The sequence below is a fragment of the Halolamina sp. CBA1230 genome (genome assembly GCF_002025255.2).
Classification (GTDB): domain Archaea; phylum Halobacteriota; class Halobacteria; order Halobacteriales; family Haloferacaceae; genus Halolamina.
In genome coordinates this window covers 1,134,828-1,157,999 of record NZ_CP054587.1, presented here as the reverse complement: position 1 = coordinate 1,157,999, position 23,172 = coordinate 1,134,828, and the positions used below count along the sequence as shown (strand labels likewise).

The 23,172-nt window shown below is 67.6% G+C and carries 27 protein-coding genes; 15 read left to right on the top strand and 12 right to left on the bottom strand.

Annotated features, from left to right (window positions below; translation table 11 throughout):
* Positions 1-110: 110 nt before the first annotated feature.
* Both B4589_RS05910 and B4589_RS05905 read left to right on the top strand, forming a co-directional pair.
* Positions 111-569 (top strand): hypothetical protein, encoded by a 459-nt coding sequence (locus B4589_RS05910; RefSeq protein ID WP_143414279.1) that lies wholly within the window; start codon positions 111-113, stop codon positions 567-569.
* A gap of 140 nt (positions 570-709) precedes the next feature.
* Positions 710-1,882: an HD domain-containing protein gene (locus tag B4589_RS05905; RefSeq protein ID WP_079233401.1), complete on the top strand. Its 1,173-nt coding sequence runs from the start codon at positions 710-712 to the stop codon at positions 1,880-1,882.
* Between the two features lie 104 nt (positions 1,883-1,986).
* Here the strand turns inward: B4589_RS05905 and B4589_RS05900 are convergent, their stop codons facing one another.
* A complete protein-coding gene (locus B4589_RS05900) occupies positions 1,987-2,289 on the bottom strand; it encodes a hypothetical protein (RefSeq protein ID WP_143414278.1) in 303 nt (100 codons plus the stop codon).
* A 217-nt stretch (positions 2,290-2,506) separates the two neighbouring features.
* The gene (locus B4589_RS05895; RefSeq protein WP_079233400.1) at positions 2,507-3,370 is read right to left on the bottom strand and encodes a hypothetical protein; all 864 of its coding nucleotides are present in this window, start codon (positions 3,368-3,370) and stop codon (positions 2,507-2,509) included.
* A 112-nt stretch (positions 3,371-3,482) separates the two neighbouring features.
* On the opposite strand from B4589_RS05895, the gene B4589_RS05890 reads away from it, so the two are divergent.
* From B4589_RS05890 to B4589_RS05880, 3 genes are all read left to right on the top strand, one after another.
* Positions 3,483-4,241: a coenzyme F420-0:L-glutamate ligase gene (locus tag B4589_RS05890; RefSeq protein ID WP_079233399.1), complete on the top strand. Its 759-nt coding sequence runs from the start codon at positions 3,483-3,485 to the stop codon at positions 4,239-4,241.
* On the top strand, positions 4,238-5,242 hold the full coding sequence (locus B4589_RS05885) for a 5,10-methylenetetrahydromethanopterin reductase (protein WP_079233398.1): 1,005 nt from the start codon (positions 4,238-4,240) through the stop codon (positions 5,240-5,242). The genes B4589_RS05890 and B4589_RS05885 overlap by 4 nt, the downstream gene beginning before the upstream one ends.
* 167 nt (positions 5,243-5,409) lie before the next feature.
* Complete coding sequence (locus B4589_RS05880; RefSeq protein ID WP_176330497.1) at positions 5,410-5,814, top strand: winged helix-turn-helix transcriptional regulator; 405 nt, start codon at positions 5,410-5,412, stop codon at positions 5,812-5,814.
* Between the two features lie 447 nt (positions 5,815-6,261).
* On the opposite strand, the gene B4589_RS05875 is transcribed toward B4589_RS05880, so the two are convergent.
* The 3 genes from B4589_RS05875 to B4589_RS05865 form a co-directional block, all read right to left on the bottom strand.
* Positions 6,262-6,663, bottom strand: coding sequence for a PIN domain-containing protein (locus B4589_RS05875; protein ID WP_079233395.1), 402 nt, complete (start codon positions 6,661-6,663; stop codon positions 6,262-6,264).
* Complete coding sequence (locus tag B4589_RS05870) at positions 6,660-6,920, bottom strand: antitoxin VapB family protein (RefSeq protein WP_079233394.1); 261 nt, start codon at positions 6,918-6,920, stop codon at positions 6,660-6,662. The genes B4589_RS05875 and B4589_RS05870 overlap by 4 nt, the downstream gene beginning before the upstream one ends.
* 159 nt (positions 6,921-7,079) lie before the next feature.
* A complete protein-coding gene (locus B4589_RS05865; protein WP_079233393.1) occupies positions 7,080-7,286 on the bottom strand; it encodes a hypothetical protein in 207 nt (68 codons plus the stop codon).
* Between the two features lie 83 nt (positions 7,287-7,369).
* On the opposite strand from B4589_RS05865, the gene B4589_RS05860 reads away from it, so the two are divergent.
* The gene (locus tag B4589_RS05860; protein ID WP_079233392.1) at positions 7,370-8,632 is read left to right on the top strand and encodes a DNA double-strand break repair nuclease NurA; all 1,263 of its coding nucleotides are present in this window, start codon (positions 7,370-7,372) and stop codon (positions 8,630-8,632) included.
* Positions 8,633-9,254: 622 nt separating this feature from the next.
* On the opposite strand, the gene B4589_RS05855 is transcribed toward B4589_RS05860, so the two are convergent.
* The gene (locus tag B4589_RS05855; protein WP_079233391.1) at positions 9,255-9,584 is read right to left on the bottom strand and encodes a hypothetical protein; all 330 of its coding nucleotides are present in this window, start codon (positions 9,582-9,584) and stop codon (positions 9,255-9,257) included.
* 81 nt (positions 9,585-9,665) lie between these two features.
* Here B4589_RS05855 and B4589_RS05850 point away from each other — a divergent pair, with 81 nt between their 5' ends.
* The 3 genes from B4589_RS05850 (at position 9,666) to B4589_RS05840 (ending at position 12,747) form a co-directional block, all read left to right on the top strand.
* Positions 9,666-11,516, top strand: coding sequence for an ATP-binding protein (locus B4589_RS05850; protein ID WP_394353847.1), 1,851 nt, complete (start codon positions 9,666-9,668; stop codon positions 11,514-11,516).
* 211 nt (positions 11,517-11,727) lie between these two features.
* Positions 11,728-12,168: a universal stress protein gene (locus B4589_RS05845; RefSeq protein ID WP_079233389.1), complete on the top strand. Its 441-nt coding sequence runs from the start codon at positions 11,728-11,730 to the stop codon at positions 12,166-12,168.
* A gap of 348 nt (positions 12,169-12,516) precedes the next feature.
* Entirely contained in the window at positions 12,517-12,747 is a 231-nt protein-coding gene (locus B4589_RS05840) for a hypothetical protein (protein ID WP_079233388.1), read from the top strand.
* Between the two features lie 21 nt (positions 12,748-12,768).
* On the opposite strand, the gene B4589_RS05835 is transcribed toward B4589_RS05840, so the two are convergent.
* On the bottom strand, positions 12,769-13,197 hold the full coding sequence (locus tag B4589_RS05835; RefSeq protein ID WP_079233387.1) for a universal stress protein: 429 nt from the start codon (positions 13,195-13,197) through the stop codon (positions 12,769-12,771).
* 229 nt (positions 13,198-13,426) lie between these two features.
* Here B4589_RS05835 and B4589_RS05830 point away from each other — a divergent pair, with 229 nt between their 5' ends.
* Together B4589_RS05830 and B4589_RS05825 are read left to right on the top strand one after the other, a co-directional pair.
* The gene (locus B4589_RS05830; protein ID WP_255246131.1) at positions 13,427-14,665 is read left to right on the top strand and encodes a DUF502 domain-containing protein; all 1,239 of its coding nucleotides are present in this window, start codon (positions 13,427-13,429) and stop codon (positions 14,663-14,665) included.
* Complete coding sequence (locus B4589_RS05825; protein WP_079233386.1) at positions 14,665-15,090, top strand: archease; 426 nt, start codon at positions 14,665-14,667, stop codon at positions 15,088-15,090. The genes B4589_RS05830 and B4589_RS05825 overlap by 1 nt, the downstream gene beginning before the upstream one ends.
* A 5-nt stretch (positions 15,091-15,095) precedes the next feature.
* Here the strand turns inward: B4589_RS05825 and B4589_RS05820 are convergent, their stop codons facing one another.
* On the bottom strand, positions 15,096-15,299 hold the full coding sequence (locus tag B4589_RS05820) for a hypothetical protein (protein WP_079233385.1): 204 nt from the start codon (positions 15,297-15,299) through the stop codon (positions 15,096-15,098).
* Positions 15,300-15,373: 74 nt separating this feature from the next.
* Between B4589_RS05820 and B4589_RS05815 the strand changes: the two genes are divergently transcribed.
* From B4589_RS05815 to B4589_RS05800, 4 genes are all read left to right on the top strand, one after another.
* On the top strand, positions 15,374-16,489 hold the full coding sequence (locus tag B4589_RS05815) for a DoxX family protein (RefSeq protein WP_079233384.1): 1,116 nt from the start codon (positions 15,374-15,376) through the stop codon (positions 16,487-16,489).
* Between the two features lie 38 nt (positions 16,490-16,527).
* Positions 16,528-17,985 carry an RtcB family protein gene (locus tag B4589_RS05810; RefSeq protein WP_079233383.1) on the top strand — a complete coding sequence of 486 codons (1,458 nt, stop codon included), beginning with the start codon at positions 16,528-16,530 and terminating at the stop codon, positions 17,983-17,985.
* Between the two features lie 32 nt (positions 17,986-18,017).
* Entirely contained in the window at positions 18,018-18,215 is a 198-nt protein-coding gene (locus B4589_RS05805) for a hypothetical protein (protein ID WP_079233382.1), read from the top strand.
* A 77-nt stretch (positions 18,216-18,292) separates the two neighbouring features.
* The gene (locus B4589_RS05800) at positions 18,293-20,101 is read left to right on the top strand and encodes a M3 family oligoendopeptidase (RefSeq protein WP_079233381.1); all 1,809 of its coding nucleotides are present in this window, start codon (positions 18,293-18,295) and stop codon (positions 20,099-20,101) included.
* 19 nt (positions 20,102-20,120) lie between these two features.
* Here the strand turns inward: B4589_RS05800 and B4589_RS05795 are convergent, their stop codons facing one another.
* The 4 genes from B4589_RS05795 to B4589_RS05780 form a co-directional block, all read right to left on the bottom strand.
* Positions 20,121-20,510: a hypothetical protein gene (locus tag B4589_RS05795; protein ID WP_079233380.1), complete on the bottom strand. Its 390-nt coding sequence runs from the start codon at positions 20,508-20,510 to the stop codon at positions 20,121-20,123.
* Between the two features lie 74 nt (positions 20,511-20,584).
* Positions 20,585-21,046, bottom strand: coding sequence for a universal stress protein (locus B4589_RS05790; RefSeq protein ID WP_079233379.1), 462 nt, complete (start codon positions 21,044-21,046; stop codon positions 20,585-20,587).
* A gap of 3 nt (positions 21,047-21,049) precedes the next feature.
* On the bottom strand, positions 21,050-22,705 hold the full coding sequence (locus B4589_RS05785) for a VC_2705 family sodium/solute symporter (protein ID WP_079233378.1): 1,656 nt from the start codon (positions 22,703-22,705) through the stop codon (positions 21,050-21,052).
* On the bottom strand, positions 22,702-23,148 hold the full coding sequence (locus B4589_RS05780) for a DUF4212 domain-containing protein (RefSeq protein ID WP_079233377.1): 447 nt from the start codon (positions 23,146-23,148) through the stop codon (positions 22,702-22,704). The genes B4589_RS05785 and B4589_RS05780 overlap by 4 nt, the downstream gene beginning before the upstream one ends.
* Positions 23,149-23,172 lie beyond the last annotated feature (24 nt).

Sequence of the window (23,172 nt, the reverse complement as noted above, 5' to 3'; positions counted from 1 at the left end):
CTGTGTTGATGACGGAAGGGGCATCGCGGGAGTGGCCTCGTATTCTCGAATAATAAACTTATTTCTATCTAGTAATCCAATAAGGAATATATCGGAGTTTGCGCAACAGTATGGAAACAGGAATAAGTAAACGAAAACTGCTAGCGCTTCTCGCTACCAGCGGGGTAGTTGGTGGTGGACTTTTGGTATCGGTTGGAAATTATTCTACGAAGCCGGGAAACGCCCAAACGACGATTTCCTCTATCAGTAAATACGATGGCTCTTCCCCCGAAGAAGTAGATATACAGTTTAACGAATCTGAAAGTGAAGTTATCGTAGACGGGGTGATAGAAGTGGATGGAGTTATTGAATCTGTGAAGCCGACAGCTGGTCTGGGTAGCCGCGATACTCCGGAACTAAGTATTCACATCCGTCCGACCAGTACAGACGGGACCGAATCCCACTTATACTCATACACTAACGTAACCCACTTCCCAAATTTACCAGAGAAGTTTGCAGTTGCGGTGTATCATGGGCCGATCGGAGAGCTCGAACATATATCTAGCAAAGTTATAACTACTGAAAAATAGTTCAGGAATCTTCATTGATCGGCCACCACTGACGGCAACCGAGAAGACGAGAGAAGAGGCAGTTTCCTCTGGGAGGAGTAGAACGCGCCCACACGCCCGAACCGGGGCGGTTTTTTGGCCTCCCCGCCGCGAATCGGAACATGAACGCGATCAAGGACTCCGTCCACGACTGGATCACCCTCTCCCCGGTCGCGGCGGACCTGCTGGACACGCCCGCCTTCCAGCGGCTCCGGCACATCAAGCAGCTCTCGACGATCCGGCTCGTCTACCCCTCAGCCTCGCACACGCGCTTCGAGCACTCGCTGGGCGTCTACCACCTCGCCGAGCAGGCGCTCACCCACCTGCGCGTCGACGGCGAACGCGCGGATCACGTCCGCGCCGCGGCGTTGCTGCACGACGTGGGCCACGGCCCGTACGGCCACCAGACCGAGGAGGTGATCATGCGCCGCGCGGGCCGGCACCACGACGAGATCGGCGACGTGATCGCGGACACCGGGATCGCCGACGTGCTCAGGGGTCACGACCTCTCGCCGGACCGCGTCGCCGCGCTGGTCCGCGGCGAGGGTGAACTCGGCCAGCTCGTCTCCGGGGAACTCGACGTCGACCGGATGGACTACCTCGTCCGCGACGCCCACCACACGGGCGTTCCCTACGGCTCCATCGACCACGGGCGGCTCGTTCGCTCGCTGCGCTACCGCGACGGCGAACTCGTGCTCGCGGCGGGGAACGTCCGCACTGCGGAGTCGCTGCTGCTCGCCCGCGGGCTGATGAACGGGATCGTCTACCGCCACCACGTCTCCCGGATCGCTGGCTCGATGCTCGAACGCGCCGCCGAACGCCTGCTCGACGGGGAGAACGACGTGGGGATCGACGCGTTCGCGCGGATGGCCGATCACGACCTGCTGGTGGCGCTGTGTGAGCACGTCCCCGACCTCGGCGGCCGGGTCGAGCGCCGCGACCTGTACAAGCGGACGGTGTGGGCCGGCCTCTCGGACACGCCCGCCCACCTGCTGGAACTGAGCCACGACGACGAACGCGCCGCGGAACGCGATATCGCGGAGCGCGCGGGCGTCGACGAGTCCGAGGTGATCGTCGACGTGCCGCGCCGACCGTCGATGAAGGAGTCAAACGCCCGCGTCGTCGTCGACGGCGTGGTCCAGCGCCTGGAGGAGGCGTCGGGGCTCGTGAGCGCGATCCGGCAGACCCAGCGCGACGGCTGGCGGCTGGGCGTGTACGCGCCCGAACGAGAGCGTGACTCGGTCGCGGACGCGGCGGTGGACGTGCTGGGGCTGCCCGAGCGCGTGCAGCGGTAGCGCGCTAGCAGTAGTTGGTAGCGGTTTCTTTATTCGGAAATAATACCAAACTGCTGATGAATCAGGAGAAATACAAACGAATGCCACACTCGGAGGAATTTCCTCTAAAGAGACAATATTGTTCCAGCAGCAAATCCAGAAGCTCCGAGGCAGATAATCACACCGGTTATCTTGTACATATACACCCCTCCCGCAGTCATTTCTTGGTCTTTCTCAACCCCCGGCCAATTCCGCATCCGGAACATATCGTTCGGATGGTGTATAAACTGTAAACCGATTATAAATAGGAAAGATGCGGCCAGGATTTTAGCTACGAATCTGAACATATTGATTCCCCAAACGTTACGGAATAATATCTCTTTTGGTGAATCATCTGGGACGTTCAATATGTACGAACTACGTACCACACCTTTCGTAGCCGTTTCGAACAACGAAATCCCGCCCCTTTTACTGTTACCGCTACCGCTCACGGGCTGAAACGGGCGGCTCGGGAGAATCCATCGTCACACGGGGCTCGGTGGGGGTAACCCTCGTCACTGCCGCCCGGTGGGCGTTCGCTCCGGATCTGTATCAGTCGTTCGCTCTACCGTCACTCTCAATCGTCGACGTCTCACCGTGCCGTCGTCACTCCAGCTCCAACCACGGCACCTCGATCAGCGGCGGGATGTGCGTCTCGATGTGGTGCTCCCAGACGCCCTCCTCGCCGAACGCCTCGCCGTGGTCAGCGGTGACGACCACGTCGCCGTCGAGTTCGCCGACGAACTCGGCGATGTCCTCGAGCACGATTCGGAGGTTCTCCTCGTACAGGCCGAGCGCGGCCTCCTGCGTGCCGTTTTTCATCACGTCCGCGGGATCGAGCTCGAGCCAGAGCCCGGCTTTCTGTGCGAGCTCGCTGCCGTCGAGGACGCTCTCGACGTTCGTCCGCAGCGTGTCGCTCATCGACGCGAGCGTGCCGCCGTCGGCCTCGGCGTCGCCGTTCTCGGCCTCCTCCTGTTTCCGGATCCCCTTCTGGATCTGTTTGAGCTTCTGGCCCTTCCCGCGGGAGAGGTAGGGCGCGTGGGGCTGCATGTAGTGGAGAACGGTGCGTTCGGCGCGCTCGACGGCCGCCTGGTTGTTCCGGTACGCTTCGGTGACGCCCTCGGGCGGGACCGTGCCGAGGTCGTCGTCCCAGCCGGTTTTCCAGACGTCGAACACGTCGCTGATGTGGTCCGATGCGGTCCACTCGTAGTCGCAGCTCGCCCCCCACTTGAGCTCGTTCAGCGGGATGCCGAGATCGTTGATGAACGGGTTCCCCGAGAAGTAGGCGATGTCGTGGTACTCCGTGAAGTTGCGGTAGGCCCACTCCGGCGTCGACGAGCCGACGCTACGTCGCTTCTCCAGCCGACCGTCCAGATACTCGTCGTAGATCTCGCTGAACACGTCGTAGCGGCACGCGTCGAGCACCAGGCAGTAGTCCCACTCGGACTCGAGGAAATCCTGATCCCGCATCAATTATGGGGGGGTTCACAGCCGTTCTACGTATTCTTGTTGCTTTTGTGAGCCGCCGATGGCGTCCGCGCCCTTCGTCACGACTTTTGTGTGCCGGCGCGCAGAGGCGGGTATGGAGCTGTTCGCCGTCCCCGACCTGCCGGAGATCACTGCGGGGGACGATCTGGCCGCGATGATCGCCGACCGGATCGACCTCCGGGCCGACGACGTCGTCTGTGTCGCCTCGACGGTCGTCTCCAAGGCCGAGGGTCGGGCCGCCGACCTCGACGAGTTTCCCGCCGGGCCGCGGGCCAAGGAGATCGCCCGCAACCTCGAGGAGATCTCGGGCGACGAGAAGGATCCGCGGTTCGCCCAAGCGGTGCTGGAGGAGAGCACCGACGTGGTGATGGACGAGCCGTTCCTCCTCACCGAGACGCGGTTCGGCCACGTCGGCGTCAACGCGGGCATCGACCGCTCGAACGTTCCCGACCACGATCTGCTCCTCCTTCCGAAACGGCCGAGCCAGTCGGCCGAGCGCATCCACGATCGCCTCCCCGAGTCGCCGCCGGTGATCGTCACCGACACCTCGGGGCGCTCGTTCCGGCACGGCCAGCGCGGCGTCGCGATCGGCTGGGCCGGGATGCCCGCCTCGCGGGACTGGCGCGGCGAGACCGACCGTGACGGGCACGAGCTCGAGGTGACCGTCGAGAGCGTCGTCGACGAGCTCGCGGCCGCCGCCAACCTCGTCTCCGGCGAGGGCGACGACGGCACCCCCGTCGTCGTCGTCCGGGACTGGGCGTTCGGCGACCACGCTGGCAGCGACAACATGTTCCGCGAGATGCGCGGGGACTTCGTGCGCCAAGCGCTGCGTGACTGGGAGTACGAGCCATGAGCGAGCCGATTTCTCGGGGGATCGAACTCACGCCGGAACACCCGGTCTCCCGACTCGCCGACCTGGCCGAGACGGCCGAATCGGCCGGCTTCGACGCCGCGTTCGTCTCCTCGCACTACAACAACCGCGACCCGTTCCAGACGCTCACCGCGATCGCCGAGCGAACCGACTCGATCCGGCTGGGTCCCGGCGTCGCCAACCCACACGAGAGCCACCCCGTCGCGCTCGCCTCCCGGATGGCGACGCTCGACGAGCACTCCGGCGGCCGCGGCGTGTTCGGCATCGGGCCGGGCGATCCGTCGACGCTGCGCAACCTCGGCGTTGACGGCGACGACCGCGGCCTGCGCTCGGTGCTGGAGGCGTTCAAGGTCGCGAAGCGGCTTTGGAACGGCGAGCGCGTCGACCACGACGGGACGTTCCGGGCGGACGACGCCGGGCTGAACTACGAACCGCCGGGCGAGATCCCCGTCTACGTCGGCGGCGAGGGGCCGCACATGTGCCGGATGGCCGCGAAACACGCCGACGGGCTGCTGTTCAACGGCTCCCACCCGCGCGATCTCGCGTGGGCCGGGGACCGCGTCGAGGAGGGACTCGGTGAGCGTCCCGACCGCCGCGGCGCGTTCGACTTCCTCGCCTACGCGAGCGTGAGCGTCGCCGCCGAGCGCGGGGCTGCCCGCGAGGCCGCGCGCCCGCCGGTGGCGTTCATCGCTGCCGGCGCGCCGGCGCCAGTGCTCGCCCGGCACGATATCGACGCCGAGCGCGCCGCCGCGGTGGGCGAGAAGATCAGCGAGGGGGCGTTCTCGGCGGCGTTCGAGCGCGTGACGCCGGCGATGATCGACGCCTTCGCGGCCGCGGGGACGGTCGACGACGTGGCGGAGCGACTCGCGGGTGTGCTGGAACACGCCGACGGCGTGGTCTGTGGCTCGCCGCTCGGGCCGGATCTCGACGCGGCGGTGGGGCTGGCGAGCGAGGCGGTGGAGCAGGCGGAGGAGCAGGGTTGAGAGGCTCCGTTGGAGTTCTCGGCACCCGAGAGCGTGCTGGATATGGGGGCTGTGATCGGCAAGCGACGTTGTTCGTATCAGGTAGTAAGTGCTGCAACAGCCGATAAGTGGGTGTGCGAACTGACCGAAACGTCTTTATGGTACAATTGACTACATTCGGGTACATCATGCCGGTGCTCCTCGAAGACCACGACTCTGAACTCAATCTTCGGCCAGGAACCACGAAATCAGATATCGTAGCGTACCTGTACCAAAACCCTGAGTGGGGATACACCCCGCAGGAGCTCAAAGAAGCTCTCGACATCCCCCGAGGGACCGCCACGACCACACTCAAGCGCCTCCACGACGACGACTACCTCGGAAAAACGGACGACGGCTACTACTACGCTCTGAGCGAACGAGAAGACGTCCGACGGTACGTCTCCAGTCTCAACCAAGTAGATCGAATGTTCGGTCACCACCTCGATGCGGACGCCACTCCAGAAGAACCCGAGAAACAGATCGGGGAGGATCGCACCGACGAGGAACTCGATGCAGAACTCGCAGAGCTGGAAGGCGAATTGAATGAGTAAGCTATCTGCAGGCGATGTTTGCTGGGCACAAGACCCAACAGGTGCCCATCCTCAGAGACCAATTATCGTCTTAGCCCACGATACACACCCGTTCAGTGCTACGGATTGTACTGTGATGTGCGTTGGGACAAGCGCCGGAAAGTACCAGCAAACGACGCCTGAACTCAAAGAGGAGCACCTCACCGGTATTTCATTCAACGATACGTCGTACCTGATGCCATGGGCGCTCTACACGATCGCACCAGAGTCGATCATGAACGGGAAAACGAAAGGTGAACTTACAGACGACGGACGAAAGCTACTGAAAAAGTCACTAATTTCTCTTATCCCGTAATGGTGGAAGCCGTGACAGTCTAGTCGGGTTAATGCGAGAAGAGTAGTGATATGACTCATGCACTACGTGAATACGTGTACAACCTGTACTTACCGCACCGTGGGCAGCCTGTGTCAGTCGAGATACTCTTCGACATCGATGACGTCCTTCGTCGCCTCGTGGGTGATGTCGCCGTCGCGGGACACCACCGGGGCGTCGAGCTCGCGCCCGACAGCTGCGATCATCGCGTCGGGACCGTCGAGGAATGGCCCATCCGCGGGGATCTCGTCCGCGATCTTCCCAGCAAGCACAGCGGTATGCTCATCGACAGCGTGCGTCTCGGCCCACGCGAGCGAGGATCGAGCGGACTCGACATCGCCATCGGGGAGGTTCCCTTCGCCGACCAGCAGTTCGGCGTAGGCCGGCGCGGGGATCACCCACCGCTCCTCCTCGCCACCATACGCTTCGTAGAACTCCTTGGTCGCCGGGTGGCCGTCGTAGTAGTCGATGAGAAAACTCGCGTCGAGGACCTTCATGCGTCGGCGTCCTCGGTCTCGCCGCTCCGTCGATGCATCCGCGCCTTCCGCTCCTCCTTCGCCTCGCTTCGCTGCTCGCGGACGCGGTCGGCCTCGTCGTCAGACCAGCGCCCGAACCCGTCGTCGAAGTCGCCGCCCGTCTCCCGGTCGAGGACGCGCTCGAGCACGTCGTTGTAGCTCTCGCCTTCGGCGCGGTGCCGGTCGAGGATGCGCTTCACCCGGCCACTCACTCGAATCTGTTCATCGGCGGTCGCCATCGTTACGTCAACGTTGGCGTTGACACGGTTTAGTCGTTGGGTTGCCCGCGGTCGCGGAGCGAACAGTTTCCGCGGTAGTGTCCGGCTGCTACCCGTGTCGTATCTAGCGCACCCGCTGAAAACCAATCGTTACGAGGGTTTGACCGGATCGGCTGCGAGCTACCGCGTCGAACTCGCGCCGAGCAGGTCGAGCGTCGCACCGAAGGCGAGGTAGCCCAGCACGCCGCTGGCGACGATCACGAGGAGGGCGCCCATCACGGCGGAGACGGCCGAGAGCGGGTCCCCTGTGACGACGCCCTCGAACAGCCGTCCCATCTCGGGGATGTCGGTGACGATCCGGGTCACGAACTCCTGCAGCGTAACCATGGCTCGGCGTTCGGTCGGGGGTTACTTCGCTCTTCCGTGTGCAGGCGAGGGAGTTTTCCCGAGGGGCGCCCCACCGACGCCCAGTGACGCTCGACCCCATCCACGTCGACACCATCGCCCGCATCGCGGCCTCCATCGCGGGCACCGTCGACGACACCGACCACGACGACCACGCGCGGGCGGCGTGGGAGCTGCTCGACCCGCTCCGCGAGGACGGCCGCGTCGTGGTCGAACCGCTCGACGAGCCTGCCCTCCGCGCGGCGGCGATCGACGACGTGGCGCTCGCCGACCGCCCGTTCGACACGACCCACGGGCTCGACGCCGGCACGCTCAACCCCACCGGGTTCAAGAACGGGCTGCTGCTCGACGTGGCCCAGGCCGCGATGGCGGCGGCGCCGACGGCGCTCGACCTCCACCGCTCGCGCTCGCTGGTCGCGACGGTCCACGCCAACGACGCGACCCGGGAGTACGGCACCGACTGGCAGCGCTACGACGAGGGGTACAGCCGCCAGCAGGTGCTCCAGGTGCCGGAGGTGAGCCAGTTCGCCGACGAGGTGACCCACGAGCTCGCGCTGTACCTCGCGGAGTCCTCCCACGCGCTCGAACACGCCGAGAGGGTGGAGGAGCTCCTGCTGCTCGACGGGCCGCTGTACCCCAAGCGCCTGTTCAACTGGGAGTCCCGCGACCCCGCGCTGGCGGAGGCGACGAAGGAGGCCGCCCCGCAGGCGATCGTGGAGAACTACGTCCGCCTCGTCGAGGAGTTCGTCGAGCGCGGCGTCCCGCTCGCGGGGTTCGTGAAGAACCCCACGTCGCGCTTCATCGTCCGGACGCTCTCGGACCGGACGCCGACGCCGTGGACCGACGACGCCGCGCTGTTCACCCGCTTGCTCGAACAGCGTGATCAGGACATCGACGAGACCGCGGAAGACCCCGCGGCGGCCCGCAAGGAGTCGGATCTCACGTTCACCTCGTGGTTCCGCTCGCGGGGCTCCTCGGACGAGCCGATGTCCGTCGACGGCGACGCGATGGGGATCGAGCGCCGCCTCGACCCCGAATGCTACGAGGTGACGTTCTGCTACCTCTACGACCCCCGGACCGACGTGACGTACAAGATCGAGGCGCCCTACGCCGTCACCCGGGATCCCGAGACCCGGGAGGCGCTGACGACCCAGCTCCTGAGCGAGGTCGCGACCGAACGCGGGCCGCCGGAAGCGATCGGGAAGGCCGACGAGCTGGCGAAGATCGGCGCCGGCGAGAAGACCGCGATCCGCCGGAAGTTCGAGGAGACGTTCGGCAGCGAGTCCCGGTCGACGTACGATCGGCTGCGGTGGGGTGAGGAGGAGTAGTCTTTTCGTTTGGCGGTTGGAGTTTGATTGTCGGTGGCGGGAGGCGTATTTCGACTGTTTGGTTCCGGAACAGCGACCGCGGCAGCAACAGCAGTTCAATCGTCGACTTCTGAAACAGCGACCGCGACCGCAACAGCATCTCGAAGCATGACCACTTGTGACCGCACAGCACCGCGATGGTCTTCCCCTCTCCTCGCGGGTCACTTCGTTCCCCGCTCGGTTTCCCGCGGCCTCCCATCGTTGCACGGGCGACTCGCGAGTCGCCCGTGCAGCCTGCAGGACCTTCGGTCCTGCGCTGGTCGGCCGCGCCATCCTCCCCACGGGTTCGCCGACCGGTGGCGAACCCTCGCGTCCACCGCCACAGCACCGCGGTGGCGGTCGGCGCGAAGCGCGAGCACCTCCGTGTGCGAGCCGAGCGCGAGGGATGAGGGAGCGAAGCGACTGAATCGGTTGGGGAGGCGTGTGGGCTGTGCGGGGCGGTTGCGGTCACCAGTGGTCATGCTCACTCCGCGGTGCTGTTCGCAGTCGAAACAGCGAACTCCGCGGTGCCGCGGTCGATGCCACTGCTCCTCCGTTCTCCCTCAGACAACACTACAAAACCGACTACTCACCAAAACAACCCCTAAGCCGGCGTCTCCTTCTCCACGTCGATCGCCACGTCCTCGACCCCGATCCGGGCGAACTGCGTGCGGATGTGCTCTCGCGCCGCTTCGAGCGCCTGCTCGCGGGTGTCGAACCCCCGCGGCATCGGCGACTCGAACGCCACCCGGATCTCCTCGCCGTCGATCTCGATGGCCGAGCCGCCGCTCTCGACCTGGTAGAACGCGTCGCAGACCCAGACGTAGGCGGCGTCCTCGTCGGGGGCACCCTTGTACGACGGCGGCTCCTCGCCGCGCTCGAACACCGTCCCCGTGAGGGTCGTCCCCCCGCCGCGGCCGTGGACGTGGATCATACCGAAGGTACTCGGTCTGCGCTCTTAGGGGTGGTGTCCGTGGCGAGCCGTGCAGGGAGCGCCGCGCACAGGGAAAGGCGTATGGCGGGAGCCGCCCACCTCCGGGACATGAGCGACTCGGGCGATCTCGGCGATTTCACCGACTACGCCGAGAAGGCGGGGGACGGCGAAACCGACGCGGCCACGGAGACTGACGAGGCCCAAGGGAGCGAGGACGCGGCCGACTTCGAGCGCTACGGCGCCGAGACGGCGGGCGCCGACGAGGGGCTGGGAACCGTCTCGGTCTCGCAGGGGCTGCGGGTCTCCCAGGACGGCGACGAGACGACGCTGCGGGCCTTTATCACCACCGGGAACCGCGACTCCGTCCGGCTGGGGAGCTACCTGCTCGTCCCCTACCCCGACGACGAGGCGCTGTTCTGCTCGATCGCCGCGCTGGAGTACGCCCAGGAGTTCCAGTCCGACGACGCCACCGAGATTCACGCCCGCCGGCAGATGCGCCGCGAGGAGTTCGAGGAGCGCGACTACAAGTTCATGGCCGAACTCGAACCCGTGGCCGTGATCTACGAGGAGGGCGGCGAACTCAAGCGCCGGATGACTGACCGCGTGCCCAAACCCGGCGCGCTCGCCCGCGAGGCGTCCGACGAGGAGCAGATCAAAACCGGGCTGAAGATCCCCGGCGACGGCGTCTTCTTGGGCCACCTCTCCGTCGGGGGTGAGAAGGTCCGCACCGCCGCGGAGCCGCCGACGGTCGACTACCGCGTGAAGGACGAGTACGCCGACGGCGATCCGCTCGTGTTCCGGCACACGCTCGTGGCCGGCGGCACGGGATCGGGGAAGACACACGCGTCCAAGAACGTCCTCCGGCAGTATCTCGACGAGGACCGGACGTACCCCATGGACGACGGGCGGGAGGTCTCGCCCGCAGTCGTGCAGTTCGACCCGCAGGACGAGTACGCCCAGATGCACGACGACAACCCCGGGATGGGCGACGAGTTCGCCCGCAAACTCGACCGCGAGGGGATCGCCCACGGCGGCCACGACGACACGATCGCGCTCGTGCCCGTCGAGGACGGCGTGAGCTACGGCGGCGAGAGCCACCGCGCCGAACAGGTGCGGTTCACCGTCCCGTTCTCGGTCGTGAACGAGTACGACATGCCGTGGCTGGTCGCCGGCGGCGGGCTGAACGACAACCAGTACCCCGCGCTGCTTCGGCTGCTGAACCGGTTCTTCGACGACTACGGGGACGACGGTACGTACGAGCAGTTCCTCACGTTCCTCGACGACCCCGGACTGAAGGAGGAGCTCCACGAGTCCGGGCGCGTTCACGAGGCCACTTACGACGCCGTGAAGCGCCGCGTCCGCGGGATCCCCTCGGGCATCTTCGACCAGGACGCGCGGCCGATCACGGAGCTCGATCACGAACTCGTCCGCCCGGGCGGGCTGACAGTCGTGCCGACGTACCACCTCTCGACCTCGCGGGCGAAGGAGATGTTCGTGCTCGCGGTCTCCTCGCTGCTCGTCGACGACAAGCTCTCGAACTCCCCGAACAGCGAGCGCATCAAGGAGACGCCGCTGGTGCTGGGGATGGACGAGGCGCACAACTTCCTCTCGGACGCCGACAACGTGCAGGCCCAGAAAGTGGTCCAGAAGTTCACCGAGGCCGCAAAGCAGGGCCGGAAGGAGCGCCTGGGGCTGTTCCTGATCACGCAGGACCCACAGGACATCGCGGAGCCGGTGTTCAAGCAGGTGAACACGAAGGTCGTGCTGAACCTCGGCGACGAGGACGCGATCTCGTCGGTCAACATCCCGACGGAACTGGCCCAGAAGGTGCCGTACATGGAGAAGGGCCAGATGGTGGTGTACTCGCCCGACAACTCCGAGCCGGTAGAGTTGATCGGGCTGAGCGAGTGTGTTACTCGCCACGGCGAGTGAGCGCGAAGCGACCTCGTGTCGCGAGCGCCGAACCAACGCCGTGGCGATGTGTGACGAGGCACGGGGAGTAACGCCAGTCACGGCTCGCGACCTGCGCCGATCGAGGGATTGGCGCTCGGAGCGTGTTGCCGTGATCGTGAGCACCGAACGCGGATCAGTTGCCGCCGAATCCGCCACCTCGCTTTTCACGGATGCCGCCGAACCCCTACCCATGACCAAGCGCATACTCGTCGCGTACGACGGGACGCCACAGGCCGAGGAGGCACTGGAGTTCGCGGTCGAGGAGTGGGGCGACCACGACATCACGCTGCTGTACGTCATCAACCCAGTCGAGGCCGGCTACAGCGCCGGCGTCGGCATCCCCAGCGGCGGCGAGGAGTGGTTCGAGCAGGCGAAGGCGGACGCCGAGGAGCTGTTCGCGGAGGCCGACGAGGCGTACGGGATCGAGTTCCGGACCGAGACGGCGGTGGGGCGCCCGCCACAGACCATCGTCAACGTCGCGGGCGGCGACAGCGACGACGTCGACGCAGCCCAGTACGACCACCTCGTGGTCGGCAGCCACGGCCGCACCGGCGTCTCGCGGATGCTGCTCGGTAGCGTCGCCGAGAAGGTGGTCCGCGAGTCGCCGATCCCGGTGACCGTCGTCCGGTAGCGCCACCGACCACGGCTCGTGACCAGCGAGCGACGCTCTGTCGCTCGCACGGAGCGTGTTGCCGTGGTCGTGTCGCCGACCACGGCTGGCGACCTGTCGCGGATTCCGTTCCGCGACGATGGAGCGTGTTGCCGTGGTCGTGTTGCCGACCACGGCTGGTGACCAGCGAGCGACGCCCTGTCGCTCGCACGGAGCGCGTTGCCGTGGTCATGTTGCCGACCACGGCTCGTGACCTGTCGCGGACTCCGTTCCGCGACGACGGAGCGTGTTGCCGTGGTCGTGTCGTCGCAGACCACCGGCCGGTTAGCGCACGAACAGAACTAATAGCGCCGCCACTGTCACCCCGCCATGGTCGAGTTCGGACAGCTCGCGTTCGGCGTGTTCATGGTCCTCGGCGGTGCCCTCCTGGCGATCGACCACCCGATCGTCGACTGGCTCAATCGGTGGATGAAGTCCTGGGGGACGACCCGAGAGCCCGAAGATATCGAGATGGACGAGAACGCCGCACTGGTCGGCTTCGTCGGCGGGGCCTTCACGGTTATCGTCGGCCTGATGGTCGTCGTCGACGCGACCGCCTGACGGCGCCGCACACGTTCCTCCTCAGTCCTCCCCCGCACCGCCGACGACGAGCGTCGGGATCTCGGTCAGTCGGACCACTCGCTCGGTCGTGCTGCCGGCGGTGGCGATGCGCGAGAAGCCGGTCCGGCCCTGGGTCCCCATGACGATCAGCTCCGTCCCGTAGTCGCCGGCCGCGTCGACGATCTCCTCGGCGGGGCTCCCCCGGCGGAGGTGGCGGTCGACGGAGACGCCGCGTTCGGCGGCCAGTTCGGCCACTCTGTCCAGCGCCGCCTCGCCGACTTCCTCCTGTTTCTCGACCTCGAAGTCCCAGTGGCCGCTGGGCCCGGACTGCTCGACGACGAACAGTGCGTCGACGGTCGCGTCGAACAGTTCCGCGAGGTCCAGCGCCTCCTCGGCGGCGAGGTAGCTGGGGTCGCTCCCGTCGGTGGGGATCAGTATTCGGCGGTACATGCCTCTGCAGGGGGCGCGAACCGAAATAAACGCTCGCCCTCAGATCTCGGGGATGCCGAGCGCGTCGACGAGCAGGCTGACGATACCGATCAGCAGTCCGTCTACCGCGGCCATACCTGCGGGTTCGCGGGGCGGGTGTGAAAGCGTGGTGGGCGATCTACCACCGACAGTGAACGCTCGCGTGCGAGGCCGAAGGCTTTAGCGGGGGTCACTGCGTTGGTCGGGACGAATGGACGAGTCGGAGATGCGGATGGACCAGCGCGTCCGGAAGTCGACCCGCGAGACGCTTCGCGAGTCGTTCGTCACCGGGCTCGCGGTCGTCGTGCCGATGCTGGTCACGATCGTCGTCCTCGCGATCGCGTTCCAGTACGTCTACAACTACCTCTCGCTGTTCGCCCAGGGGATCGTCGAGGTAGACAGTCAGGTGAACCTCCCCGTCATCGGCGACATCCCGGTCGGCGTGTTCGTGATCCAGCTGGCCACGCCAGTGATCCTGCTCGCGGTCGTCATGGTGGTGGGGATATTCACGAACACCACCAAGTGGGGCGAGCGCGCGGTCGACTACTTCGACTACTTCATCTCCCAGATCCCCGCTGTCGGCGGCGTCTACGAGTCGTTCCGGCAGATGAGCGACGTGATGCTGGAGTCGGACACCCAGAGCTTCCGCGAGGTGAAGCTGGTGGAGTTCCCCCACGAGGGGGCGTACACGCTGGGCTTTGTCACCACTGAGACGCCCTCGGCGCTCGCCGACCCGGCGGGCCACGCCGAGATGCTCACGCTGTTTCTCCCGCTCGCGCCCAACCCCGTGATGGGCGGGCATCTGGTCCACATGCCCGCCGACCGCGTGATGGACGTCGACATGACCGTCGAGGAGGGGATCCGCGCTATCGTCACCAGCGGCGTCGCCGTCGCCGGCGCCGGGGGGGCCACGAACGCCGGCATGTCCGAGGAGCAGCTTCGCGATCTGGCGGGCGTCGAGCACGCCGACCAGCAGTTCGACCCCGAGAAGGACTCCCCGACGATCCGCCGGTCGGAGTCGGTCGACCCCGACCGATCGAGCACGTACGACGAGTCCATCGACCCCGAGCGGGCGACGACGCCCGACGACATCGCCCGGCGGGAGCGACCCGAGGCCGAGGGGCCCGCCCCCGACGCTGACACGCCGGCCGAGTGGGCACACGGGCTCGAGACGGACGACGCGAACGTCACGCCCGCCGAGGAGGCCGGCCGCTACGCGACCGAGGCCGACGAGACCGAGCGGCGCCCGGCGGAGATGGCCGGACGCGACCCCGCCGAGCGCGAGGAGACGGACCGGCAGCCCGCGGAGGCCGCCGGCCGCGACGCCGACCAGCAGGAGGAGACCGACGAGCCTCCCGCGGAGGCCGCCGACCGCGACGCCGGCCAGCGTGAGGCGACCGACCAGCAGCCCGCCGAGGAGTCGAACGAGGACCGGGACGGGCAGAACTGATGGCGGCGTTCGAGCTCCGCGAGCACACCGCCGACGTGGCGGTCGAAGCCCACGGCGAGCATCTGGGGGCGACGTTCGCCGCCGTCGCCGACGGGCTCGCGGCGGCGATGTGTAACGACTGGCCGGCCGCGGACGCCCCCGACGGCGGCGAGCGTGCCGACCTCCGCGTCGTCGCGGAGAACCCGGAGGCGGCGATGTACGACTACCTCGACCAGCTGATCTACGAACGGGACGTGCGGTCGGTGCTGCCCGTCGACAACGAGGCTAGCGTCGACGGGAACGGCGAGTGGGTCGTCGACGCGAGCTACCGGGGGGTGCCGCTCTCGGCGGTGACCGCCCGGGAGGTGAAGGCCGTGACGTACTCCGAGATGCGCGTCGAGCGCGTCGACGGGGGGTGGGAGGCGTACGTCGTGTTCGACGTCTGAACGCCTCACTCCTCGACGTACTGCCGCACGAGCCCGCACTCGGGACAGGCGTACGTCGTCGGCTTCACCTTCTCTTTCGCGCCGAGGCTCCCCAGGATTCCCTCCTTCGGCTCGTCGGTGACGAGGTGGAGTTCGAACCCGTCGGAGGTCCGCATCGTCATCTCCTCGAGCGTGACACCGCAGTCGGGACACCGTCTGGTCGTCGACATGCACGCCTCTCCGTGATCGACCCACGTAGTTCCCCGGGCGAACGACCTTTCAGCCGCCGGCCACAGTTTGGAGTATGACACGCCACATCGCCCCCGCGGCGGCCGCAGTCGTCCTGCTCCTCGCCGCCGTTCCGGCTCGGGCGCTGGCACACGTCCGCTACGTCACGCCGGGCGGCGAGGGCCGGATCGGCGAACTGCTCGGCGCGGTCGCGTCGGATCCGCTCGCGCTGGCGCTGCTGTTCGGCGGCGGCGTCGGGACCGTCGTCGCGGGGGCTGGCTGGCTCCGTTTCCGACCGCTCCGGACGGATCTCGCCGTGCTCCGGACGACGCTCCGGAGCTACGACGACCTGCTGCCGTGGCTCGCCCGCCTCGCGATCGGCCTGCCGCTGGTGGGGGCGGGCTTCACGGGCTACCTGTTCTCGCCGGTGGCGACCGCCGAGTTCCTGGGGCTCCCGGGGCCGGCCGTCCGCTTGTTCGGGATCGGCGTTGGGTTCCTGCTCGTGTTCGGCTTCGCGACGCGGCTCGCCGCGGCGGTCGGGCTGGCGGGCTACGCTCTCGGGCTGGCGCTCAGCCCGGCGCTGCTGCTGGCGCTGGAGTACGCGCCGGGCCTGCTGGCGATCCTCCTGCTCGGCGGCGGGCGCCCGAGCGCGGACCACGTGTTCTCGCGGCTGTCGAACGCCGAGGGGTCGGTGTACCAGCGGATCGATCCCGTTCGGGAGACGCTCGCGCCGATCGGCGAGCGCCTCGCCGCCCGCGACGACCTCGTGCCGGTGGTCGTCCGCGTCGGGCTGGGCGCTTCGTTCGTCTATCTCGGGATCGTCCAGAAGCTGCTCATGCCCGGGCAGGCGCTGGCCGTCGTCGCGAAGTACGACCTCACCGCGGTCGTCCCCGTCTCGCCGGAGCTGTGGGTCGTCGGCGCCGCGCTGACGGAGGTGGCGCTGGGGATCGCGCTCGCGCTGGGGCTGTTCACCCGCGCCGGCTGCGGGGTGGCGATCCTGATGTTCACGACCACGCTGTTCGGCCTGCCCGACGACCCCGTGATGGCCCACGTCTCGCTGTTCGGGCTGGTGTCGGTGCTGGTGATCACCGGCGGCGGCGCGTACTCGCTCGACCGCTGGCTGGCCGAGCGGTTCGACACCGACGCCGACGTCCAGTGGCGCGGGGACGAGCCAACGCCGACGGCCGACTGACACGCAACGGTCTTTCCACGTCGGACCCAACAACGGGTATGACCACGAAGGAGTTCGGCGACGTGACGCTCGAACGCGTCCGGGAGCACGTCTGGGAGATCCCCCAGGAGGGCGACATGGAGGTTCCCGGTCGCGTGCTCGCGAGCGAGGCGCTGCTCGACGACATCGGCGAGGACGACAGCCTCCAGCAGCTCAAAAACGCCGCCCATCTCCCCGGGATGACGAAGTACGCGCTGGCGATGCCCGACGCCCACCAGGGGTACGGGTTCCCGGTCGGCGGCGTCGGCGCCATCGACGCCGAGAACGGCTGTATCTCGCCGGGAGCGGTCGGCTTCGACATCAACTGCGGCGTCCGGATGCTCCGCACGCCGCTCACGTACGACGACATGCGCGGCCGCGAGGAGGAACTCGTCGACGCGCTGTTCGACGCGGTCCCCTCCGGCCTCGGCGGCGGCGGCGTCATCGACGGCAGCCGCGACGCCGTCGAGGGCGCGCTCGAACGCGGCGTCGAGTGGGCCGTTGAGCAGGGGTACGCGACCGAGGACGACCTCAAACACTGCGAGGACGAGGGCAGGCGCCCGGACGCGAAGCCGGAGTTCGTCTCGAAGAAGGCGAAGGACCGCGGGATGAACCAGATGGGCAGTCTCGGCTCGGGCAACCACTTCCTCGAGGTCCAGCGCGTGACCGACACGTTCGACGACGCGGTCGCCGACGCCTACGGCCTGGAGGAGGGCCAGATCGTCGTGCTGATCCACTGCGGCAGCCGCGGGCTGGGCCACCAGATCTGTTCGAACTACGTCCGAAAGATCGAGCAACAGCACGGTGATCTGCTCGACGAACTGCCGGACAAGGATCTCGCGGCCGCCCCCGCGGGCTCGGAACTCGCCGCGGAGTACTACGGCGCGATGTGTGCCGCGGTGAACTTCGCGTGGGTGAACCGCCAACTGATCACCCACCGGACGCGGGAGACGCTCACGGACGTGTTCGACAGCGTCGACACCGCGGACGTGGAACTGCTGTACGACGTGGCCCACAACATCGCCAAGCGCGAGACCCACGACGTGGACGGCGAGGACCGCGAGCTGTTCGTCCACCGCAAGGGCGCCACGCGGGCGTTCCCGCCGGGGCGCGAGGAGGTGCCACCGGCGTACCGCGACGTGGGCCAGCCCGTGATCATCCCCGGCTCGATGGGCGCCGGTAGCTACGTGCTGAAAGGCGGCGAGCGCTCGCTCGCGGAGACGTTCGGCTCCACCGCCCACGGTGCGGGGCGGCTGATGTCCCGCACGCAGGCCAAGTCGGAGTTCTGGGGCGGCGACGTGCAGGACGACCTCGCCGAGCAGGAGCACGTCTACGTGAAGGCCAACTCCGGGGCGACGATCGCCGAAGAGGCTCCCGGCGTGTACAAGGACGTCGACGAAGTGGTTCGGGTCAGCGACGAACTGGGGATCGGCGACAAGGTCGCGCGGACGTTCCCGGTCTGCAACATCAAGGGCTGAGGTTTACGTTCGGCCGGAACGCTACGGACCCCATGCTCGAAACGCGGCGCGGCCGGTTCGTCGGCATCACCCTCGCGATCCTCGTCGTCGCGCTCCCACTCACGGTGCTGGTGGCGCCGCCGGACCCGTACACCCAGCTGGTCGTCGCCGTCGGCGTGGTGCTGTTCGCGCTCACGGCGGCGAACCTGCTGAGCCATCCGACGGTGTACGAGCGACTGCGCGAGGAGTGAGCGGCTGAAGAGTCACCTTTCTGACTGCTACTCGTTTCAGCGAACACTTTTCGTCCACCGCCCCGACAGCCAGAGCAATGTCCCTGCCGACACGCGAGGAGGTCCCGGACGACGAGAAGTGGGACCCGTCGCTCGTGTTCGACTCGCCGGCCGACTGGGCGGCCGCCGCCGAGACGTTCGAGGACCGCCTCGACGACCTGTGCGCCTACGAGGGTCACGTCGTCGAGAGCGGCGAGACGCTGGCCGAACTGCTGGATCTCGTCGAGGAGTTGGCGGTGGGCCGCCTGGGCCGGCTCCACCAGTACGCCTTCCTCACCAGCTACGTCGACACCACCGACGACGCGGCCCGGGAGCGGTTCGTCCGCTACCGCGACCTGGCCGCGGAGATGGCGTCGGCGATGGGGTTTCTCGTCCCCGAACTCGCCGCGGCCGGCCGGGAGCGTGTCGAGTCGATCCGCGCGTCGACGCCCGAACTCGACCGGCACGAGACTCACCTCGACCGACTGCTCGCGAGCGCCGACTACGCGCTCACGGAGGAAACCGAGTCGGTGCTGGCGACGCTTGCGCCGGCTCTGGAGGGCGGGAGCGATGTCGGGCGGGCGATCGCCGACGGCGACGTCGATCCGCCGACCGTCGAGACCGACGACGGCGAGCGCCGCGTGACGCCGGCGGCGAAGTCGGCGCTGCTGCGCTCCCGTGATCGGGGGGTCCGCCGTGCCACCCATGAGCGCTTCCGGGCGGCACTGCGCCGCCACCGCAGCGGGATGGCGTCGGCGTACGTCAAGCGGATCCGTGCGGACTGTCGTCGCGCCGATGCCAGGGGGTACGACTCCGCGCTGGCGCGGCGGCTGAACGGGGACGACCAGAGCCTCGGCGGCCCGTACCCGACGGCGGCGTACGAGACCGTGATCGAGGGGGTCGCCGACCGGCTCGGCCCCCACCACGACCTGCTCGCGGCCCGCCGCGACGCTATCGAGGGCGAGACGCTTCGGGAGTGGGACCTCCTCGCGCCGCTGCCGCCGGGTGAGCCGCCCGAAGTCCCCTACGAACGGGCGACGGAGCTGGTACTCGACTCGCTCGCCCCGCTAGGCGAGGCGTACGTCGATTGCGTGGCCGAGGTTCTCGCCGAGCGCCGCGTCGACGTCCGGGAGACGGCGAACAAGCGCCGCGGGCCGAAGGCGATCCAGAACACCGCCGTCGGAACGGGCCCGTTCCTCGCGCTGAACTACGACGGCAGCCTGCGGGCGCTGCTGCTGTTCACCCACGAACTCGGCCACGCGATGAACCGCGAACTCGCGGCCGACGCACAGCAGCCGATCGACCAGGGCGTCCCCGAGCACACCGGCGAGGTGGCGTCGTTCGCCCACGAGACGCTGCTGGTGGATCACCTCGCCGAGACGTGGGACGGTACGGACGCGCTCCACGCGCGTTCGGTGTTCCTCGACAAACTCCCACTCTACCGGGCTGCCCGCGGGGCGACGTTCGTCCACGGCCTCCACGAAGCCGTCGCCGACGGCGCCGACCCCGGCCCGGACGCGCTGGACGAGCGCCACCGCGACCTGCTCGGCGAGTTCAAAGCCCCCGTGGAACTCGGCGAGCACGCCGGCGCCGGCTGGCAGGAGATCGACCTCGCCCGCGAGCCGTACCACGCCTACCTCTACGCGACCGGCTCGGTCGGCGCGCTCGCGCTGGTGCGGGCGCTCCGCGAGGGTGACCTCACGCCGGAACGCTACCGCGAGATGCTCGCCCGCGGCCGGAGCGTCCGCTCGAACGAGGCGTTCCAGCCGACGCTCGACTTCACCGACGCGGCGACCGTCGACCGTGGGATCGACTCCTACGCCGACCGAGTCGACGCGTTCCTCGACGCACTGGCCGACGTACGCTAATCATCCGGGCCGACGCGAACTAGTCGCCCGGCCCGCCAGGCCCCTCCGGCCCACGGGGTCGCCGCGGCCCGACGCCGATGGTGACGCTGTCGTCGCCGCGCTCGGGCTGAACCTCCTCGCCCGCCTCGAACCGGACGAACGAGAGGTAGAACGGCTCGCCACAGCCCGCGTCGGGCGCCTCCGCGGCGTCTGGCAGTTCCTCGCCCGTCAGTAACAGTTCATCGTCCGCACCGCAGACGATCCGGACGCCGTCGACGTCGTCCTCGTCCTCGAACGGCTCGTCGGGGTCGACGTAGCTCCATCCCTCGAGCGGGTAGGCGGTGACGGTCTTGTCGGCGAGATACCCCTCGCGCTCGAGTTCGTGGACGGCGCCACAGCGCGGGCAGTAGTAGGTGACGGGGTAGCCCATGCCCCGCCTAGGCGGCCGAACGATACGTGCGTTTCGGCGCCGGTGGGGCGGCGCGGCTCAGCGCCGCTCGCGGATCACTCCTCCCCTCGTGCGTCGACCACGAGCACGGGGATCCTCGTCTTCCGGAGCACCTTCTCGGCGACGCTGCCCAGCAGCGCCCGCGAGATACCCGAGCGGCCGTGGCTCCCCATCACCACGATGTCGGCACCGAGTCCGTCGATGGCTTTCCGGATGGCCAGCGCGGGCTGGCCGGCGCGGACGTGCTCCTCGGCGGGGACGCCCGCGGCCGCGGCGGCGTCGGCGACGTAGCTCGTCGCCTCGTTCGCCGCCTGCTTCACCTCGGGCATGTCGTCGAGGTGGCCCTGCCGGATGCGGTCGACCTGCTCGGTGCCAAGCGAGTAGTTCACCGCGTCCACGTCGATGACGTACAGCGCGTGGACGGTCGCGTCGTACTTCGCGGCGAGGTCGACCGCGCGGTCCACGGCGGCCTCGGCGGTGTCGCTTCCGTCGGTCGGCACGAGGATGTCGTCGTACATGGATCAGTCGTCCGCGGGGGTCTCGCCCCCGTCGGTCGCGACGTCTTCGGCGCTCTCCTGTCGGGACATCGGTTCGGGACTGTGACACTGGCGGACCATGCGTTTGGTCTCCTCGGGTGGCTCCTCGGTGAGCTTGGAGACGACGATGGTGATCGCGAACACGATCGGCGTGCCCACGAGCGCGGCGCCGATCGCCGGGAACACCTGGCCGTACAGCTCGCTGAACGGCACGATCAGGTCGTTCACCACGGCGGCGACCCAGATCAGCAGGCCGACGCTCATGCCCGCGAGCGCGCCCTCGCGGTTGGTGTTCTCCCACCAGAGCCCGAGGAAGAACATCGGGAACAGCACGATCGCCGCGAGCGAGAACGCCAGCGCGACCAGCTCGCCCACCAGCGCGGGCGGGTCGAGCGCGGTCGCGCTGACGATGGCGCCGAGGACGACGATCGTCGCCCGGCCGACGAGCACCTGCTCGCGCTGGGTGGCGTCGGGGTTGATGATGTTGGTGTAGATGTCGTGGCTGACGGCCGAGGAGGCGGTGATGAACAGCCCCGCAGTCGTCGCGATGGCGGCGGCGATCCCGCCGGCGGCGACCAGGCCGACGAACCACGTCGGGAGGTTCGACAGCTGGGCGGCCAGCACGACGATCAGGTCACCCTCGCCGCCGCTCATCCCGCCGTCGGCGGCGTACGTCGGGCCGTACTGGGAGGCGTCGTACAGGTCGACGCCAAAGGCCGCCAGCGCGGGCGCGCCCCAGTAGAGGATCATGATGAAAAAGAGCCCCCACACCGTCGACTGGCGGGCGACTTTCTCGTTCTCGACGGTGTAGAACCGCACGAGGACGTGTGGCAAGCCACAGGTCCCGAACACCAGCGAGAACGCGGTCGCGATCCAGAGGAAAAAGGAGGAGTTCGCGAACGGTTCGGAGAACTCGCTGTTGAGGTCGTTGATCAGCGCGCCGTACTCGATCTGCGGGAGGACCGTCGAGTAGCCGCCGGTGAAGCCGACGACGTACACCGCCGCGAGGAACGCGACGATGAGGATGACGTACTGGACGGCCATGTTCTTGGTCGCGCCCATCATCCCCGAGAGGGTGAGGTAGGCGACCGTGATCGCCATCATGATCAGCACCATCGTCACGTAGTCGGTGCCGAACACGTACAGCCCCACGAGTCCCATCCCGCGGGCCTGCCCGACCGAGTAGACGAAACCGATCAGGATGGTCGTCAGCGCGCCCAGCGCGCGGGCGGTGTCGGAGTTGAAGCGGTCGCCGACGAAGTCCGGCGCGGTGTACTTCCCGAACCGCCGCATCTGGGCGGCGAGGAAGATGAGCAGCACGAAGTAGCCGGCCGTCCAGCCGATGATGAACGCCAGCCCGTAGAACCCCGAGAGGGCGACCAGTCCCGCCAACCCGAGGAACGAGGCGGCGGACATCCAGTTGGCGCCGATCGCCATCCCGTTCTCGATGTTGCCGATCGAGCGCCCCGCGACCCACATCCCCTCGGTGTCGGCGACCTTGAACAGGTAGCCGACGACGAGGAACAGCGCGAGCATCGCGATCACCAGCACCGCCGGGATCGGCTTGAACGAGATGTTCAGCGCCTCCGGCAGCAGTTCGCTCGACTGGAGGACGGCCGCGCTCGCGGCGTCGAGACTCATTCCGCCTCACCCCCGTCGGAGACGGCGGCGCCCTCCTCGGGCGGCGAGGCCTCGCTCCCGGCGGGTGTCGAGTGGTCGATCCCGTACTTCTCGTCGAGTCGGTCGCGCCGTCGGGTGTAGATGAACGCGAGGACGAGCGAACTCGTGGGGGCGACGAAAGCGACGGTGAAGTAGTGGGCCGGGAACTGGATGATCGGGATCTCCTGGGTCATCAGCCCCGGCGCGAGGAACGTCGCCGTCACCGGCCCCCACGTGAGGATCGTCCACGCGATGAAGCCGGCCCACACCTGCTTCAGGTGGTCCCGCATGAACGGCGTGTTCGGGTTGAGGATGTTGATCTCGGTGTCGAGATAATCGACGTCTTCCTCCTGTTCGGCAACCCCACCATCTGTGGCGAGGTCGTCGTCCGAGTCGTCCGGTTCGTGTGAGGGATTCTGTGTCATAGATCGTGGCGTGTGTCGGCGTGG